Below are 18,443 nucleotides of genomic sequence, written 5' to 3' on the forward strand. Positions count from 1 at the left end.
TGTTATCAATGCTTAATCCTTAATCTGATATCGAGGCTGGGTAGCAGGTATTTTCTCGGTTTCTCGCCAACCAGCCCAAACCCCGGCGGCCAGCAGGGGGATGCTGAGGCGGATCTCCGGGTGCCACTTTCCCCGCGAGTCCTTCCTGATCACGACGAGCCCCGCACAGCGCGCAGGCGGGGCAATCAGACCACGGGGAGCGGCATGAGGTCCAAGCCCGCCTCCCGCAGAATGGCCTGAGCTTTGTGGCAGAGCGTGAGATTCATCTTTTGATCTTGGCGAAATCCAGGTCCTGTTCAGTCATGGCCGTGCCCTGTGCCATGAGGCGAGCCTGCAACTGAATCTGTCCAAGAGGCCTTGAGAGGAGTCCCCTGTTGACCACTTCGGAGCAGGGTGGGACTCGTACGACTGAGAGGGCATACCGTAACCGGGAACCTACCTTCGGGCGGCATACAATGCGACACATCGCCCCTATGTTCGGGTTTTCGATTTCAAGATGGATGCAATATCAGGCACGTTGGCTCCCTAGGTGACATCCATGCAATCGAAACGCGTTCGCTAAATATTGCCTGAGGTGGAGGTGCCACTACCGTTCGGCGGTGAAAACCAACCGTTCGAGGAAAGTGGACCTGTAGGTTCACCGGTATCGGTAATTCTACTGATTGGTTGAAGCTCCCTAATTATACAGGAATCCTAAAATGTTCCGACGCATGCTTTTGTCAATCCTGTTGTCTGGCTTGGCCAGCCTCCCTGTTCTCGCCCAGAGTTACCAGACGTCGTTTTCGGACGTGAAGTTCGACCGGGCGAAGGGGCCAGCGACGTTCCATGGGGGCGTGCAGGTGGACGCGGCGACGGGGGCGGCGAGCCTGAATATTCCGCTCGGGCCGGGGATCGGGGCGCGGGGACTGACATTTCGGCCAACCCTGTCGATGCGGATGGCTCCCCAGTTGGGAATCTCCTCGGCGGAGGAGAATGTCATCGTCCTTCCGGCCTGGGGTCAATCCGACACGCTCTGGGGCACCACCACCATCGACACCCTCTATCAGCGCAGCTTCGGATCCGCTTCCCTCTCTCCTGGCACCCTGGATCTGGGGCCCCTGGTGAGCGGCTTTGACCGGAAAGCCACCTCCTACAGTCTGCCTGGAGGCGGAGGTGGCCGCGTGCTGGGCCAGGTTCCCGTCGGCGTGGACGTGACCACAGTGCCGGCTCTGCTGACTCAGTTCGGGTTCGACGCCACGGTCGGCGTTGGCTTCGTACCAGGACCAGTCGAGCGGATCACGAAGGTCCCGCTCATCCAGATGGGGTCGGACGGCAGTCTGGTGGTGGCCCTCCGGGCGGCTGGACCGTCCACCCAGCTCACCGACGAGGTGTCTGCCGATATCCAGCGGGACCCATCCAGCACGTATCGTTGGGACCTTCCCCGCCGCATGGTGGTCATCCAGGGAGAGGTCGCCTACGAGTTCCACTACGTGCAACACGCCTATATGTCGATTCCTATCCCCTACCTGGCGATATCGCAGAAAACACAGCTCTACCAGGGGCATTACGCCATCACCCGGATCCGGAACAGGCTCGGCGAATCCATTTCCTTCACCTACGATGGAGATGCCATCGGGTACACCGCCACCTGGAGCGTCAATCCGGCCGTGAAGGTCCACGTCCAGCGGATTGGTGACGTGACGGTCGCTTCCGGAACGCCTTCGCTCGCGGACAGCAAGACGCCGGTGACCCAAGCGACCCAGCTCCGGGTGAGCTACGAAGGCATCGAATATCCCCTGTCCGACCACCTCCTGGAAGTCTGTACGCCTGAAGGTGGGCTCCTGAACCCGTATCTTGGAAGTGGACCCGAGAGCTCCTCCGCCAACGCTCCGGAAGGGTCCTGGGCGATGGGACGATCGGAATTTGGGGCCGCGCTCGACCCTCTGCAACTCCTGCGGGTAGTGCAGGAGGGGCCCAATGAAGAAATCCTATTCCACTACGGCATGGGTGAGGCGACGACCTGGGGTTTGGTGACCATCTCACCCACCGTGCTCTCCGAAGTGGTGATGTCCACGCGCAAGATCCAGCTCACCTGGAAACCTTACCCCTTCCGGATGAACTACGGCCCGGAGGCATGGGGCGGGATGGTGAGCAGCAGCGCACCTTGCCGACCTGCCTATGCCTACGGGGTGATCGGGGTGGTCGAAGACGACGGGGTTCAGAAGCGCCGTCTCAGCCACGACAGAAAGACGCCTACCTCGAATTGGGGGTTCTACCAGCAAGGTTACGCCCCACCCGACCAGTGGTTGGACACCACCTTCTACGACGCCATCACCCAGGCGGACGGTTCGGTGGTCGTGCACAGGTTCGCGGAGCCGCCGAATCAGGGAAGTGCGATGCAGGATCTGGCCTTCATTAAAACCCTAGAGCGTGAGGTTCGGTTCTACCTGCCGGGAGTGGACTGGCAGTCGGACCTGTCGGTGACGGACCCGGCGTCTAGTTCGGCCTACAAGTGGGTGGTGAAGGACCGGTTCGATGTACGAACCACCGGGGCGCCGGGGGGCGAGCTGGCGAACCAGGCGGTGCCCTATCCGACGCGGACGCGGACCTGGGACAAGGAGAGCCAGGTGCTTGTCACCGAGGAGATGGCGAACTGGGACAGCGCGTCGTTCGGGTGGGGAAACGTCTACCGGACTTCCGCGATCACGGCTAACCCGACTCTGACAGTGGACTATTTAAGCCTCGCGCAACAGGGCCGGGGCTATGAAGCGTCTCCGGCGACTCAGGGGGTTTCCCGCCAGACGGTGAGAACCTTCGCCACGGATGTGCCGAACTGGTTCATCGGGCGGGTGAAAGGGGAGCAGGTTATTACGGTGGCGGACAACACGGGTTCACTGATGCCGGGCACGATGCTTCCGAGCATCCAGCCGACGGCACAAAAGACCTTCCACGCAAGCATCAACCGGGTGGAGTCCGTGGCACTGACGGGTTCAGACGGGATGACGGTGACCACGGGGTTCACGTACCAGGGGACGTCGGGGCTGGCGGCCACGCAGCTCCAGAGCGCGTTCCTGACCTCGCCGGGGCTGGCCTTGAGTGGACAGATGGGGGTCAGCGCCTATGGGTACGACGCCAACGGTTACCTGAGCTCTATTAGCCTGAAGCCGAACGACGGAACGACTCTCACCGTGAGCCAGGTCCAGGATGGGCTGGGGCGGCCCACCAGCCAGACGGATATGAACGGGAAGGTGCATGACTTCGCGTGGGATGGGGCGGGGCGGCTGATGCGGATCGCGCCCCCGGACGAGGTGGCGACGGACATCGCGTATGATGCGGATTTCCGGGGGATGACGGTTACCCGGGGGGCCCAGGTGATCGGGCTGAGGTACAACGGTTTCGGGGAATTGGTCTTGGAGCGACGGAAGGCGCCGGATGGGGCGTGGACTCACCGGCTCTATGGCTACGATTCTCTGGGGCGGAAGACCGGCGAGACGGTGTGGCAGCCAGGGGACGGGGCGGGCCGCGAGGCGGACTGGGCCAAGGACTATCTGGTCAAAGCGACGGATGTCACGGTCACCACGCCTGGAGGGAACCACTGCCTACGTTGGACGCCCGTTGAAGGTGGTGATCCGGTCTGTGAGGAATGGGTGTACATTCCCGGGACCACCACCACCACCCATTATTCGGCCCTGAATGTGGGTCAGCGAACAGCCTACGATGGGCGTGGACGGGTGATATCCACGACGGACGCCAACAATATCAATGTGCAGACAGAATATTTCGGACCAGGCACTGTGCGCAAGGTCACGGTGGGTGCGGGAACCAGTGATGCCCGGACGACGTGGTACCGGAGCGACGCCGCGGGTCGGCTAGGCCAGGTGACGGATGCCCTCGGCCAGGTGACAGTCTACCGCTACGACGGGGGAGACCGGCTGCGGGAGGTGCGGCAGGCGGATGCGGCGAATCGGCAGCAGGTGCGGACATGGAGCTACAACGGCGTGGGGTGGCTGACGGGGCTGATCCAACCGGAAAGCGGATCCACAGCCTATTCAGACTTCACCGTGGGCGGGAAGCCGACTGTGACGACTTACGCGGGGCGGGTGGTGCGGATGACACCGGACTGGATGGGCCGGCCCCTCTATCTCGCGTCCGAGGACGGGACGGTGAGCCAGGCGTTCGTCTATGACACCGCATTGGGAGGCCTTGGAAAGCTGGCGAGCAGCCAGGACGGAACGGTGGCCACGGCCTTTGGCTATGGAGGCCGGGGAGGGCGCCTGGACACCCTTCAGACGACGATCCGGGGCCAGGCGTTCACCCAGACGTTCACCTACGACGAGTACGGGAGACGGACCGGAGGGAACACCGGGCACGCCCCGTGGAGCCAGAGCTACCACCCCGAAACGGACCTTCCCAAGCAGCTCACATACAACTGGGGTTTGGTGGCGGACACGCCGTGGGGGAACTACGACCCCGTGAGCTGGGCGATCCGGAGCATCCAGTACGGGAACTACGCGGTGAGCAGCTTCGACTACGGGGCGGACCAAGCGCGACTGAGCCAGATCGTGCACAGCCCCGCGAGCGGCGGGCCTCTGGCGCAGTGGGTCTACACCTACGACCAAGTGGGGAACCTGACGCGGGAGAGCGACCTTACGACAGGGTCTTTCGACCAGTATCGCTACGACCCGCTGAACCGGCTGGTGGAGGCGCTGGTGCAGAGCCGGGACTTCGGGGACCAGCTGCAGCGATTCGGGTATGACGCGTTCGGGAACCGGACGTCGAGCGAGACCCTGGCGGTGGTGGGATGGAACGGAGCGCGGGGAGAATCGACGCCCAGCACGACGACCTCACCGCTGCTGAGCGCGGCAGGGCGGGACGTGGTGAATGTGAGCTTCGATCCCGGATCGGCGGCGCTGTCCCAGCAAAACCGGATTCCGGCGACGACAGAGGGAGGGGCGTTGACGGGGGCGCTCTACGACGACCAGGGAAACCTGAAGGAAATCTACAAGAAGCCTGGGGACGCCAGTACGAGGCTAAAGATGGACTATGATGCCCTGGGACGGGTGGTCGCGCTGGAGCGACCGGACAGCACTTCGGAGCGGTATGCCTACACCGCGGAAGGATTGCGGAGCCTGGTGGAGGCGTGGCAGGGATCGACGTTGGTGAAGCGGATCTACAACCTCTACAACGACGGGCGCCAGTTGGTGAGCCAGTACGAGGAAAGTTTGAGTGGGGGATTGGTGCCGACTGGGACTCAAACTTTGGCTGGGACTACCTCTACATTGAAGGTTTCGAAGAAGGTCACTTCCAAGACTCGGATGACGACCGCTTCCATTGGAACGGACCCAATGATCACCTCGCCATCTGGGCCTATTACTGTGCGCGTAGGTGAGGCGGTGTGGTTTTCCGGGTCATCTTCAGATGGGACAAGTCCGGCATGGGCTTTTGGGGATGGGGGAAGCGCCGGTGGATGGACGGCGAGCCACGCGTACGGTTCACCAGGGACCTATACGGCGACGCTGACAGTGCAGATCCCCACCCAGGGCAAATGCGTGAGTTGGGGATGGGACGATCTGGGAAACCGGGTGTGCAACCAGTACCAGACGACGTGGGTGCCCCAGTCGACCTCGGTGGCGATCACCGTGCTGCCGAACGCGCCGACGATTGTGGATTTCACGGCGAGCCCAACCACCATAGCGATCGGATCCAGTTCCACGTTGAGCTGGAACGTCTCGGGGGCCAGCAGCGTGACCCTGTCGGGTGGCGGCGTGGGCGCGAGCGGGGGACAGACGGTCTATCCCTCCTCCACCACGACCTACACCCTCGTGGCGAAGAACGATGGAGGCACCACCAGCGCCACCGTCACGGTGAACGTGGTTCAGGCGCCCGTCATTTCGTGGTTCACGGCCAACTCGACCAGGATCCTCCAGGGCGACGGAAGCACTCTAAGTTGGGGCGTGAGCAATGTGACCGGTCTTATCCTCGACCAGGGGATCGGAAGCGTGATCGGCACGGGCAGTCGATGGGTGAGTCCGAGCGTAAGCACGACCTACACCCTCACGGCCACCAACAGCCTGAACGGTGTGGACGTCGTCAGAACCGCGCAGGCGACCATCACAGTGGACCCCCGACCGACGGTGCCGACGATCACGGGGTTCTACGCCGATATCACGACCATCGGGGCGGGGAATGGAACGACACTCCGTTGGTCCGTGACCAATGGCGTCGGAGACATCAGTGTGTCCCTGACAGGTGTGGGAGGCGTGCCGGCGAATGGAGCCCAATGGGTCGTTCCAGGCAGCACCGCCACCTACACCCTGACGGCAACGAACAACCTGGATCCTAGCAAATCGGTGAGTGCGAACGTCACGGTGGTGGTCGTCCAGAAGCCGGTGATCTCGTTCAGCGCCAGCCCGACGAGCGTGAACGTGGGGAACAGCGCGACGCTAATCTGGAGTATCACCAACGATCCGACCTCGGTCATGATCGACAACGGGATCGGAGGGGTTGGAGCGTCGGGAAGCCTGGCAGTGACGCCACTGTCGGATACGACTTACGCGATCACGGCGAGCAATCTCGGAGGCACGACCGTGGCCCAGGTCAGTATTCCCGTCACGCAGAAACCCGTGATTGTCAGTTTCACGGCCAGCCCAAGCGATATCACCAAGGGACGCAGCTCGACGCTAAGCTGGGCGGTTCAGGGAGCGGATTCAGTTACCCTGAATGGCCAGGCTATGGACACGGGCAGCATTGTGGTAGCCCCAGCGAGCACACAAACCTACACTCTCGTGGTGAATAACAATGCGGGATCGAATAGTGCCCAGGTGACGGTCACCGTCACGGAGAGCGGCACACTCACGTGGAAGCGGGACATTCTGTACTTAGGAACCCGGGAAGCAGCGGAAATCGATGCCGCCGGAATTCACATCACGATGGTCGATCACCTGGGAAGTCCGCGAATTGTGACGGGACCATCAGGTCAGGTGGAATCAAGGCAGAAGTATCTGCCGTTCGGAGAACTGCTGGATCAGAGTGAATCGACCTACCTCACATCCAAGGGCTATACCAATCACGAGCAGACGGATCCGAGCGGGTTGATATACATGCAGGCTCGGTTCTACATGCCCTGGATGGGGCGCTTCACATCCCCCGACCCAGCAAGAGACCAGCACTTCGAGAACACGCAGTCCTGGAACATCTACAGCTACGTGCGCAATAACCCGATAATGAGCACGGATCCGACGGGAATGCAGGCGGCAGACGGCAGGAAGGAAGAGGAGGAGAAGAAAGCAGATGGCTCCCGCCCATCACCGAACGACCGCCCCGGCACCCCAGCCGCTGAGCCACCGCCCGCGCAAACAACATTCGAGCCCAAGGATCTGAAGGTAAGTGATAAGGGGAAGAAGTTCATCGCAGACAATGAAGGCGGCGATAAGAGCAAGGTCTACCCGGACAGCAGCAAGGACAAAAACCCAACAGCAGGTGTTGGTCACAAGCTGACCGAAGAAGAGAAGAAGAAATACCCGGTTGGAACCGAAGTCCCGGCTACGGTCAGAACTGCTTGGTTAGATGCCGACCTGAAAGATTCAGTCGGGGCTGTTCAGAGGTTGGTCAAGGTCAAACTGACGCAGACGCAGTTCGACGCACTTGTCGATTTCACATACAACGTCGGTCAAGGTTCTCTTGAGAGTTCGCAACTCCTAAAGAGTATTAATTCCGGCAAAGCAACGGCAGATAACATTAAAGATGGATTCCGTGGTTGGCTTAAGGGCGGAAAGGGAATCCCGGCGCGAAGGGATCGAGAAACAGACCTCTATAACAACGGCACATACCCATGAGCGGTCCCCGTCATGAGGAATGTAGCCGTGTTGAGGGTGAGATTGATTGAGGAGGTTCTATGAAGCTGGCTTCAAGCTTGGTCACGGTGATGTTGGCTGTGGGTTCGACTGGTGGTTTCTGCCAGCAACCAAGCGCTAACCCCTGCGACAACCCAAAGACAACGTTAGAAATGAGGGAGTGCGCTGCGTTCAAGCTTAAGGATGCAGAGAAGGACCTAGATCAGGTTTGCTCCACCCTGCTTTCTAAGTTGGCGGATGAAGCACATAAGAAGTCATTTAAAGCGTCCCAGGAGGCATGGCAGAAGTATCGTGACGCCGAGGCAGAGTTTGAAGGTTACTTCTACAACGGCGGGACAATTCAGCTTCAAATCAAGTTGGACTGTATGACGAGAATGACCCAAGCGCGTGTAAAGGAGCTTCGCCAGCTTCTGAAAGACGAGTTCGACCACTGATCAATCCCCCGAAGAGCCCCCGCTAACCTCGGGGGCTTTTTCGTGCCCACGCCCGTGAGTGCGTTCCGCCAGGAAAGGCACTGGCGCGTGCTTCGGCGCGTGCCTGTGTGCGCGTGTTGTCCATCGGCTCCATCAATCCGACGGTCCCTGGCGCACATCTTCGCCGAAGAGTAGGAACCCCGATGAACTCTCTGGAATTCGCCACATCAAAGAAATGCCGGTCATCGGTGGGGTTCCTCATGGCGGTTTGGCCTGAGGTTTGCGCCTGTCACCGAGACTGTCCGGGGCTATCCAGGCCGGTTCAAACTAGCTGATTCAAGGGCGGTTCAAAGCAGGCACAGCTTGTAGTGGATGAGCTCGTGCATGAAAATGCGTTGCTGCACCTGTTCAGGTGCGCGGCTGTTCATCTCTCGCCCCAGCTTGGGTCAGGCCCCGCCCGGCTAGTGGAGGATGGCCTAGCCTTTGTTGCGAGGTTCACCCCTTTTTTTGGGTAAACAGGCTAGAGAAGGCGACCGCCGGTGTCACAAGTCGAAATCTCTTCTGTAGCTTCCCGGTTGTACCGCGTTGCATCGCTGTGGTTCGGCGGGGTGAGCTGCTACGGAGGCGGCTAAGACACCTGGGTATCAAAGGTCCTAACAAAGGCCGTGAGCTTGATTCCTATGGCTTGGCACCACGCCCGGAGTTCGATGAGGTCCAGTCGTCGCTCGCCACGTTCGCACTTGCTGATCTGGCTCTGCGTCATGCCCAGACGATCGGCCAGCTCGGTCTGTGTCAGCCCAGAAGCCTCACGAGCCTCCCTAAGGCAGGCCAACAGTATCTTGTGTTCCCTGGAAACAATGGACTTTTGCATGAACCACTAGGAGAGAGCCTAGGGGTCACGCTATATTCCCGATTAGAATAGTCCAAAATAGACTATATCTGTTTTCGGGAGACTCAATCATGGTGAAGCTTTCCAAGATCGCCCTTACTCTCGGTTCCTCGATTGCCTTGCAGGCAATGGTGCTGATACCTCCACCGACAGAGATTCAAATCCCTCCTGCGACCTCTGCGATTCAGGATCCTGTCTTTCAGAAGCTGTTTGGCACGGCGAAGCTGGAAGGGGTATTCCAATCGAGTCTGGTCAATGTCGACGGCTTTAAGGTAGCGATTCACATCAGCGGTGTAGAGAAGACTCTGATCGCAGATTTGGTCACGAAGAAGGTGGCTCTTGATGGTCGGAGCGCGGAACCCGCTGCGACAGGAATCCGCGCCAACGTGAGCGGAGTCGAGGAGCTCGGGGGGCTCGTCATGCTCGAGAATCCACCCTTTGAGTATCTACAACTCAACCAGCAGGTGATCGAAGAAAGGGCCTCTACGGCGGCTCAGGTGGAGATCTACAGAGAGTCCCGACTGCTGGGCAACATCCAGAACGACCGGATGGCCTGCCTTCGAGAATTGTACTCGTGGTTCTACCGAGGGTGGATTGTAAGGGTTCAGCTAGGAGGTTGGCGCGAGGACTACTACTTCTTCTTCCCGCGAAACTCAAACCAGCTCCTTGCATTGGCGGCCATTAAGGTTCGACCGGTTCCGAGTGAGTCGGATGCGACACTTCTCCTGAACAGGCTGCAGACTCTGTATGAATTTAGGAGTGAAGGGACTTTGGTAAATGGCTTCTTTGAGGGGGACTCCAGAGGCAGCATCTGGTTCCAGAGCGTAGGAGACTCAGACTGGAGCCGCTCTGCAGCACCGGACCCTAAGGGAATCAAGAAGCTCTGGATCACTCCCTCATGGTCTCCCTACGTGACGGGACTCTTTGACCTGGCGAGGACCAAGTGGTTGGATCAGAAGCGTCAGACGCTTGGGCTCCCGACAAATCAGGACGTGATCGAGACCATGCTGACTGATCTGAGGGCTCAGATTGAGCGACCAGAGAGCCAAGCCTCCCATGAAGCGGATTCAGCATCCAGGGCTTCCATGAACGGGGCGTTCCTCAAAGCCTCGGCACGTTTTTTACGGAAGAGGTCTGTCATCCGATTCCGCGCGACCCGATACATCCAGGCGCCAGCTTGCCTGAGAGGGGTCATCAGGTTCTGGGCCTCGACCAGCTCGAAGAAGACATCCTGCAGAATGTCCTCGACATCTGACTCATCGGCCACCCACTTCCGGATGAAGTTCTTCAGTTTCCCCTGCTCGCGGGCGACGATGGCCGTGATCTCCCGTTCGCGCTCGGACATCCAGATGGCTTCCAGGGTTCCCTCCTTCTACTCCTGAAGACGTGGGAACGCCGAGAATATTTTGGGGAGAAGATTTCGCGACCATGCTCTCAGATGCGATCCAGAGGCCCCATCGAAGGCCCAGTTCGCGTTCTCTGTTTCTGAGCCCATTTTGGGGCGAGATAAAAATCGTTTAAACACCAGTCGTGTTACCGCCGAATTTGCTCTCGGAAGAGTTGGCTCAACCGAGATCAAACCGGGCCAAGAGTAGCTGATCGGTAACACTGGAGCCACTTTGCATGCCCCAATGGGGTTAAAGAACTCGAGAATTCCGACTTCACGGGCAACTCTCGGATGGCACTAGGAAAATCTGAGAGTTGGTGAAGAGCGCATCTGCTGATCCAAGTGATTGAGATCATTGGGCCAAAGCATTCTTATGGGTAACCCTATTGTTAACACAAAAAGCGCCTGACCGTAGTCAGGCGCGCATCTGGTAGGGCTAACGGGATTCGAACCCGTGTTACCGCCGTGAAAGGGCGGTGTCCTGACCCCTAGACGATAGCCCCATGGGGTGGAACTTGGTGGGCCCTGCGGGATTTGAACCCGCGGCCAACGGCTTAAAAGGCCGCTGCTCTACCGCTGAGCTAAGGGCCCTTGCCGGTGGCTTCAGGCCCGCGAGCCCTCGAGCGCGCGGTGCACGCGAGCGTGCGATGCCTGAATGGGCAGGACGACCAGTGTGCCTGCGATAGCGCTGATGGTCAAGCCAGGAGCGGTTCCAGGAAGGTCCCGGGATAGATGCAGCCCTCCTGGCGATCGGGGCCGGTGCTGAGGTAGGCGATGGGCACTTCGACGCTCTCGACCAGGGCTTCGAGGTAGGTGTGGGCGGCGTCCGGGAGCTGGCCGTGCTGGGTGATGCCCCGGGTGCTGGCCCAGCCCTTGAACAGCTTCACCTCGGGCTTCAGGTCCTTCCAGTCCGCGGCGCAGCTGGGGAGCTTGGTGGTGACGGTGCCTTCGCCAGTGCGGTAGCCCACGATGAGGCCCACCTCGTCCAGGCCGTCCAGCACGTCCAGCTTCATGATGGCCAGGCCATCCACGCCATTGGTGCGGCAGGCGTGGGCCGTGATGGGGGCGTCGAACCAGCCGCAGCGGCGGGGCCGGCCCGTGGTGGTGCCGAACTCCTTGCCCACCTGGCGCAGGCGCTCGCCGGTGGCGTCGTGCATCTCGGCGGGGAAGGGGCCGGAGCCCACCCGGGTGGTGTAGGCCTTGGCGATGCCCAGGATCTTGTCCAGGGCCTTGGGGGGCAGGCCGGTGCCGGTGAAGAGGCCGCCCAGGCTGCAGTTGCTGGAGGTGACGAAGGGGTAGGTGCCGTGGTCGATGTCGAGCAGGGTGGCCTGGGCGCCCTCGAAGAGGATGCGGTCGCCGCGCTCCCAGGCGGCCACCAGGTGGCTCTGGGTGTCGCCGATGTAGGGGAGGAGGGGCTCGGCGGTGCGGAGCAGGCCTTCGACGATGGCCTCCAGGGCGGGCAGGCTGGCCGCTTCGGCGCCCAGGCGCAGGCGGACCTCCTCGTAGCCGGGGCGGATGCGGTCGGCCAGGGTCTCCGGGTGCAGCAGGTCGCCCAGACGCACGCCCATGCGGCCGGCCTTCATCTCGTAGGCGGGGCCGATGCCCCGGCCCGTGGTGCCGATCTTGTTGGCGCCGCCCTCGCGCCAGAGGTCCAGGGCGATGTGGTGGGGCAGGATGAGGTGGGCCCTGTCGGACAGCATCAGCCGGCCGCCCAGGTCGAAGCCCCGGGTCTTCAGGCGGTCCAGCTCCTGCTGGAAGACGTCGAGGTTGAGGACGACGCCGTTGCCCACCACCAGGAAGCAGCCGGGGTGGAGGGCGCCGCTGGGCACCTGATGCAGTGCGATGCTCTGGCCGTCCACCACCACCGTGTGGCCGGCGTTGTTGCCGCCCTGGAAACGCACGACCTGCTGGAACTTGGGGCTGAGGAGGTCCACGACCTTGCCCTTGCCCTCATCCCCCCACTGGAGCCCCAGGATCGCCAGATTGGTCCTAACCAGGCTCATGTCGCCCTCCCAGCCCTCCAGTCTACCGTCGCAGCGGGGTTCTGTCCCGGGCGGAGGCGGGGTTCTTCCCCGGGTCAGGGCTCGGTTCTGTCCCAGCGCGGCCGGGACAACCGGGGTGGAAGGCGCTACCCTGGTAGGCCGCCCCGGAACCATCCTGGCTTCGGAGCCATCCAATCCCCCGTAAGGGCGATCCGCACCTAACCCGAAAGGGTGTCCCGTGTTCGAAAAATTCACTGAAAAAGCACGACGCGTGATGTTCTTCGCCCGCTACGAGGCGAGCCAGTTCGGTGCGGAAAGCATCCAGAGCGGCCACCTCCTGCTGGGGCTTCTCCGCGAATCGGAAAAGACCAGCACCCAGCTGCTTGAGCGCATGGGCGTGCACGTGAGTGCCCTGCGGGAGCGCCTGGTGGCGGCCCTGACCCCGCGGGACAAGAAGATCACCCCCAGCAGCACCAGCATCGACATCCCCATGGAGGAGGAGGTCAAGCGCATCCTCCAGCACGCCACGGCGGAGAGCGCCAAGCTCAACCACAAGCACGTGGGGGCCGAGCACCTGCTGCTGGGCATGCTCAAGGAGGAAGGCTGCCTGGCCGGCCGCCTCCTGATCGAGGCCGGGGCGGACCTCATCGCCGCCAAGGAGATCCTGCTGGAGAGCACCAAGGAGGAGAAGATCGCGAAGAAGAAGAAGGAGCACCCGCTCCTCTCCGAGTTCGCGCGCAACCTCTCGGAGATGGCCGAGCGCGGCATCTTCGACAACCTCATCGGCCGCGAGCAGGAAGTCGAGCGCATCATCCAGATCCTCAGCCGGCGCCGGAAGAACAACCCCATCCTGCTGGGCGAGGCGGGCGTGGGCAAGACCGCCATCGTGGAGGGCCTGGCCCAGAAGATCTACGAAGGCCTGGTGCCGCCCAGCCTGGTGGACAAGCGCATCTACGCCCTGGACCTCAGCCTCGTGGTGGCCGGCACCAAGTACCGCGGCCAGTTCGAGGAGCGGCTGAAGTCCATCATCGCCGAGGCCAGCAAGGATCCCAGCGTGGTGCTCTTCATCGACGAGATCCACAGCCTCATCGGCACCGGCGCCGCCGAGGGCAGCCTGGACGCCGCCAACATCCTGAAGCCGGCGCTCAGCCGGGGCGAGATCCAGTGCATCGGCGCCACCACGCACAAGGAATACGCCAAGTACATCGACAAGGACCGCAGCCTGGTCCGGCGCTTCCAGCCCGTGACGGTGAACCCCCCGGACGAGGCGGAGAGCCTCCGCATCATCGAGGGCATCCGCAGCCGCTACGAGCTGTTCCACCGGGTGCGCTATGCCCAGAAGACCATGGAGGCCTCGGTCTACCTGTCCAACCGCTACATCACGGACCGCTTCCTGCCCGACAAGGCCATCGACCTGCTGGACGAGGCCGGTGCCCGGGTGAAGCTGCGCGTGGGGCCCGGCGGTCAGGACGCCGAGGGCCAGTCGCACGAGGAGGAGCTGCACCGGGTCATCAACGAGATGAACGAGGCGGTCCTCAGCCGCGATTTCGAGAAGGCCGTGCTGCTCCGCCAGAAGGAGCTGCAGCTGCGCGAGGAGCTGCAGAAGGACCGGGGCGAGCTGACGGACGAGGACTACGCGCGCTTCCCCGAGGTGACCGAGCAGGACATCGAGGACGTGGTGGCCAGCTGGACCGGCATTCCCGTGAAGGCCCTCAAGGGCGACGAGAAGGCCAACCTGGTGAACATGGAGCCCAAGCTCAACGAGCGCGTCATCGGCCAGCCCGAGGCGGTGAGCGCCGTGGCCCGCGCCGTGCGCCGGGCCCGCACGGGCCTCAAGAACCCCAACCGGCCCATGGGCTCCTTCCTGTTCCTGGGCCCCACGGGCGTGGGCAAGACCGAGCTGGCCAAGACCCTGGCGGCGTTCCTGTTCGGCGACGCGAAGAAGATGATCCGCTTCGACATGTCCGAGTACATGGAGAAGCACGAGGTCTCCAAGCTGCTTGGAGCCCCTCCGGGGTACGTGGGCTACGAGGAGGGCGGCATGCTCACGGACCGCATCCGGCGGAATCCGTACTGCGTCCTGCTCTTCGACGAGATCGAGAAGGCCCATCCCGACCTGATCAACATCCTGCTGCAGATCTTTGACGACGGTCAGGCTTCGGACGCCTTCGGGAACCTGGTGGACTTCAAGAACACCATCATCATCATGACGTCCAATGTGGGCAGCCGGGAGCTGCTGGCGGAGAAGAACCTCGGCTTTGTCGAGCAGGACGCCCGTCCCGACGCGAAGTCCGGCGACGCCATGAAGGTGCTCAAGCGGACCTTCCCGCCCGAGTTCCTCAACCGCATCGACGAGATCGTGGTGTTCAACCGCCTGGGCGACGACGAGCTGCGCAAGATCGTCCGCCTGCTGGTGGAGGATCTCAACGTCACCCTCCAGAAGCACAAGCTCTCCGTGTCCCTCACGGATGCCGCCTGCGACTGGCTGGTGAAGACCACCCTGCGGGATCGCGCCTACGGGGCGAGGCCGCTGCGGCGGGCCATCCAGAAGCAGGTGGAGGATCCCCTCGCCGAGCTGATGGTGGGCCAGGACACGGTGCCCTCGGGACTCGTGAAGTTCGATCTGGTGGGCGAGAAGCTCGTCCCCACCCTGTCTGATTCCGGAGACGTGGCCGCTGGCCAGGAAACCCATCTGGTCGGAGCGCCTGAATGACGCAGCGGAACATGGAGTGGAACCGGACTCAGCCCCGGTGGTGGAGCGGCGTGCTTCCCCTGCTGCTGGCTGCGGGGTTCTCGTTCTCCCTGGCGGCCCAGGACATCGAGCCCATCGTCAAGATCGAGGTGATCGGCGCCCAGAAGCAGACCGCCGAGACGGTGATCTTCAAGTCGGGCGTGAAGGTGGGCGACGACCTCCGGAACATCGATTTCAGCGGTGTGATGGGGAAGCTCTGGGCCAGCGGTTCCTTCGATGACGTCAAGCTCGAGGTGGAGGACGCCCCGGGCGGCAAGAAGCTGGTCATCCGGATCAAGGAGCGCCCCCTGATCAAGGAGATCGACTACCGCGGCGGCACCGAGGTGGGCATCACCAACATCAAGGACAAGATCAAGGAGAAGAAGCTCACCATCAATCCGGACACGGTCTACGACCCGGAGGCCGCCCGCAAGATCAAGAACCAGATCGTGGAGCAGGCCGGAGAGAAGGGGTTCCGGAACCCGGTGGTGGACATCACCCTCGAGCCCATGGGCCCGGGCGTGGCCCGCCTGGTGTTCGACATCAAGGAAGGCGGCAAGGCCAAGATCTACCGCGTGGAATTCCGCGGGAACAAGGTGTTCTCCAGCGCCCAGCTGCGGAGCGTCATGAAGAAGACGCGCCGGCACTGGATGTTCAGCTGGCTCACCACGCACGACCTGCTGGTGGACAAGAACATGGAAGAGGACCTGGAGAACCTCAAGAAGGCCTACTGGAGGCTGGGCTACAAGGACGTCTTCGTCGGCAAGCCGGTCATCGAGGTGGAGGACAAGACCACCGAGAAGCAGAAGAAGAAGAACGAGAAGCGCATCAAGGAGGCGAAGTCCCCCAAGTACGACCTCCGCGCCACCCTCACCATTCCCATCCTCGAAGGCGAGCAGTTCTTCGAAGGGACCTTCAAGGCCGAGGGCGGCAAGCTCTTCCGCGACACCTACTACCCGATGAAGTACGCGGAGGTGAAGCGGGACAACCACTCCTTCCTCAAGAAGTTCTTCAACATCAGGCCGTCGCTGGAGGCTCCGAAGCCCGGCGCCAAGCCGGTGCCCTTCGACCTGGACGCGGTGAACCAGACCGTGGACAAGCTCAAGGAGGCCTACAGCAACCAGGCCTACATCCTCTTCCGCGCGGAGAAGAAGTTCGACATCCGCGAGGAGGACGGCGTCAAGAAGGTGGACACCCTCCTGAAGCTGGACGAGGGCGAGCAGTATTCGGTCCGGCGCATCGAGTTCGAAGGCAACCTCACCACCAAGGACAAGGTGCTCCGCCGCAGCATGATGCTGAAGGAGGGCGACCTCTTCCGCACGGACTTCTTCAAGGATTCGCTGCTGGGCATCAGCCAGCTGAGCTTCTTCGACGTGAAGAACTCCGAGCCCAAGGTGGACCTGGTTCCGGACAAGCCCCAGGTGGACGTGGTGATCCGCGGCGAGGAGGCCGGCGTCAACGAGCTGCTCTTCCAGGGCGGCTACGGATCGCTGTTCGGCTTCTCCCTGGGCGTGAGCTTCTCCACCCGCAACCTCGGTGGCGGCGGCGAGACCCTGTCCGTGAGCTACAACGGCGGCAAGTTCTCGAAGAACATCTCGGTGGGCTTCACGGAGCCCTTCGTCTTCGACCTGCCGTACTCGTTCTCGACATCCGTGTCGAACGGGTCCGCGGACTACGACGCCTCCCGCGTGGGCATCGCCAACGCCTACAAGCAGTTCACCCGCAGCCTCGGCGTGTCCGTGGGCGCGCGCCTGAGCAACTGGTTCCCCAACCAGCCCTGGGCCTTCTTCACGACCTACTCCATGGGCTACAGCTTCCGGCTGATCCGCATCGAGGGCGGGCGGAACTACTACTTCCGGGACATGGGCAACCAGCTGACGTCCACCTTCAGCCAGAGCCTGACCTTCAGCACGGTGAACCACCAGTTCAAGCCCACCCAGGGCACCCGGGTGTCCTTCGGCCTGGAATACGGCGGCTGGCAGTTCGGGGGCGACAAGCCCTTCCTGCGCGCCACCTGGGATTTCGCCAAGTTCGCCAACATCGGCGACCGCCACATCTTCGCCGCCAACCTCAGCTACGGCTACCTCCAGAACATGGGCAGCGACGAGCTCCCGCTCTACGACCTCTACCGGCCCGGCGGCGAGAACAGCATCCGCGGCTACCGCTACGGCCAGGTGGGCAGCGTCCTCCTGGACAACTACGGCCAGCCCGTGGTGGTGGGCGGCAACAAGCAGTTCATCGCGAACTTCGAATACCAGTTCAAGATCGCCGACCAGTTCCGGCTCGTCTTCTTCTATGACGCGGGCAACGCCTGGGGCAGCGGCACGAAGGTCTTCAGCAAGAACCTGGTGACCTACAAGGACCTCAGCAACAACGAGTACTCCTACACGAACCCGACCCTGCTGCGCTCGGCGGGCCTGGAGTTCCGGTTCTTCCTGCCCATCAGCCCGGCCCCGCTGCGCCTGATCTGGTCCCGGAAGCTGAATCCGTATCCCTTCGATACGGAGGGCCAGAACGACTTCCAGTTCTCCATCGGCACCACCTTCTGATTCCCGCGAGGGGCCCCGTCCCACGCTACAATGGCTCTTTCGCCCTGGAGATCCCCCATGCGCCTGCTCGCCCCGTCCGTGGCCGCCCTGTGCCTGTCCGCCGCCCTCGCCGCGCCCGCCGCGGCCCAGGAGGCTCCCCGCTTCGCCTTCTTCAGCATCAACCAGCTGGTCCGCATCTCCAAGAAGGCCGGCGCCATCTTCTCTGAGCTGGAGATCACCGGGAAGAACCTCCAGGAGAAGCTCCAGGCCAAGGGCCAGGAGCTGCAGACCCTGCAGCAGCAGCTGAACTCGCCCAGCATCGACCCCGACAAGAAGGAGGCCCTGGCCAAGAAGTACCGGGACCTGGAGTTCGAGGCGAAGAAGATGCAGGAGGACAGCCAGCAGGAGTACCAGCGCGTGGAGAAGAAGGTGGGCGAGGCCATCACCAAGCTGGCCGGCCCCATCGTCGAGCAGCTCGCCAAGGAGCAGAAGCTCCAGATGGTCTTCTCGGACCAGGCCGTGCAGGTCCTCTCCTGGGGCGACAAGGCCTGGATGGAGAGCTTCACGGCCGAGGTGGCCAAGCGCCTGGACGCCAGCGAGACTGCCGCCGTCCCCGCGGCCAAGCCTGCGGCGCCCGCGCCCAAGCCCGCCGCCAAGCCCGCGGCCCCCAAGAAGTAGCCT

Annotated in this window: 8 protein-coding genes and 2 tRNA genes; 6 read left to right on the top strand and 4 right to left on the bottom strand. The window is 62.3% G+C overall.

From position 1 onward, the window contains the following. The first annotated feature begins 698 nt into the window (after positions 1-698). A complete protein-coding gene (locus tag MLG87_RS07095; RefSeq protein ID WP_243294485.1) occupies positions 699-7,814 on the top strand; it encodes a glycoside hydrolase family protein in 7,116 nt (2,371 codons plus the stop codon). Between the two features lie 59 nt (positions 7,815-7,873). Beyond that, the gene (locus tag MLG87_RS07100; protein WP_243294486.1) at positions 7,874-8,266 is read left to right on the top strand and encodes a lysozyme inhibitor LprI family protein; all 393 of its coding nucleotides are present in this window, start codon (positions 7,874-7,876) and stop codon (positions 8,264-8,266) included. 607 nt (positions 8,267-8,873) lie between these two features. On the opposite strand, the gene MLG87_RS07105 is transcribed toward MLG87_RS07100, so the two are convergent. Next, positions 8,874-9,116 carry a helix-turn-helix domain-containing protein gene (locus tag MLG87_RS07105; protein ID WP_243294487.1) on the bottom strand — a complete coding sequence of 81 codons (243 nt, stop codon included), beginning with the start codon at positions 9,114-9,116 and terminating at the stop codon, positions 8,874-8,876. An 89-nt stretch (positions 9,117-9,205) separates the two neighbouring features. On the opposite strand from MLG87_RS07105, the gene MLG87_RS07110 reads away from it, so the two are divergent. Next, positions 9,206-10,516, top strand: coding sequence for a hypothetical protein (locus MLG87_RS07110; protein ID WP_243294488.1), 1,311 nt, complete (start codon positions 9,206-9,208; stop codon positions 10,514-10,516). Between the two features lie 433 nt (positions 10,517-10,949). On the opposite strand, the gene MLG87_RS07115 is transcribed toward MLG87_RS07110, so the two are convergent. The 3 genes from MLG87_RS07115 to MLG87_RS07125 all read right to left on the bottom strand — a co-directional run bounded on the left by MLG87_RS07115 (position 10,950) and on the right by MLG87_RS07125 (position 12,524). Next, positions 10,950-11,024 (bottom strand) — tRNA-Glu (locus MLG87_RS07115). A gap of 13 nt (positions 11,025-11,037) precedes the next feature. Beyond that, positions 11,038-11,112 (bottom strand) — tRNA-Lys (locus tag MLG87_RS07120). Between the two features lie 104 nt (positions 11,113-11,216). Continuing rightward, a complete protein-coding gene (locus tag MLG87_RS07125) occupies positions 11,217-12,524 on the bottom strand; it encodes an adenylosuccinate synthase (RefSeq protein WP_243294489.1) in 1,308 nt (435 codons plus the stop codon). Positions 12,525-12,741: 217 nt separating this feature from the next. Here MLG87_RS07125 and MLG87_RS07130 point away from each other — a divergent pair, with 217 nt between their 5' ends. Genes MLG87_RS07130 through MLG87_RS07140 form a run of 3 tightly spaced genes read left to right on the top strand, consistent with a single transcriptional unit; the run spans position 12,742 to position 18,440 of the window. Beyond that, the gene (locus MLG87_RS07130; protein WP_243319851.1) at positions 12,742-15,216 is read left to right on the top strand and encodes an ATP-dependent Clp protease ATP-binding subunit; all 2,475 of its coding nucleotides are present in this window, start codon (positions 12,742-12,744) and stop codon (positions 15,214-15,216) included. Beyond that, positions 15,213-17,783, top strand: coding sequence for an outer membrane protein assembly factor BamA (bamA, locus tag MLG87_RS07135; RefSeq protein WP_243294491.1), 2,571 nt, complete (start codon positions 15,213-15,215; stop codon positions 17,781-17,783). The genes MLG87_RS07130 and bamA overlap by 4 nt, the downstream gene beginning before the upstream one ends. Positions 17,784-17,840: 57 nt before the next feature. After that, complete coding sequence (locus MLG87_RS07140) at positions 17,841-18,440, top strand: OmpH family outer membrane protein (RefSeq protein ID WP_243294492.1); 600 nt, start codon at positions 17,841-17,843, stop codon at positions 18,438-18,440. Positions 18,441-18,443 lie beyond the last annotated feature (3 nt).

This window comes from Geothrix mesophila (genome assembly GCF_022808835.1).
Lineage (GTDB): Bacteria > Acidobacteriota > Holophagae > Holophagales > Holophagaceae > Geothrix > Geothrix paludis.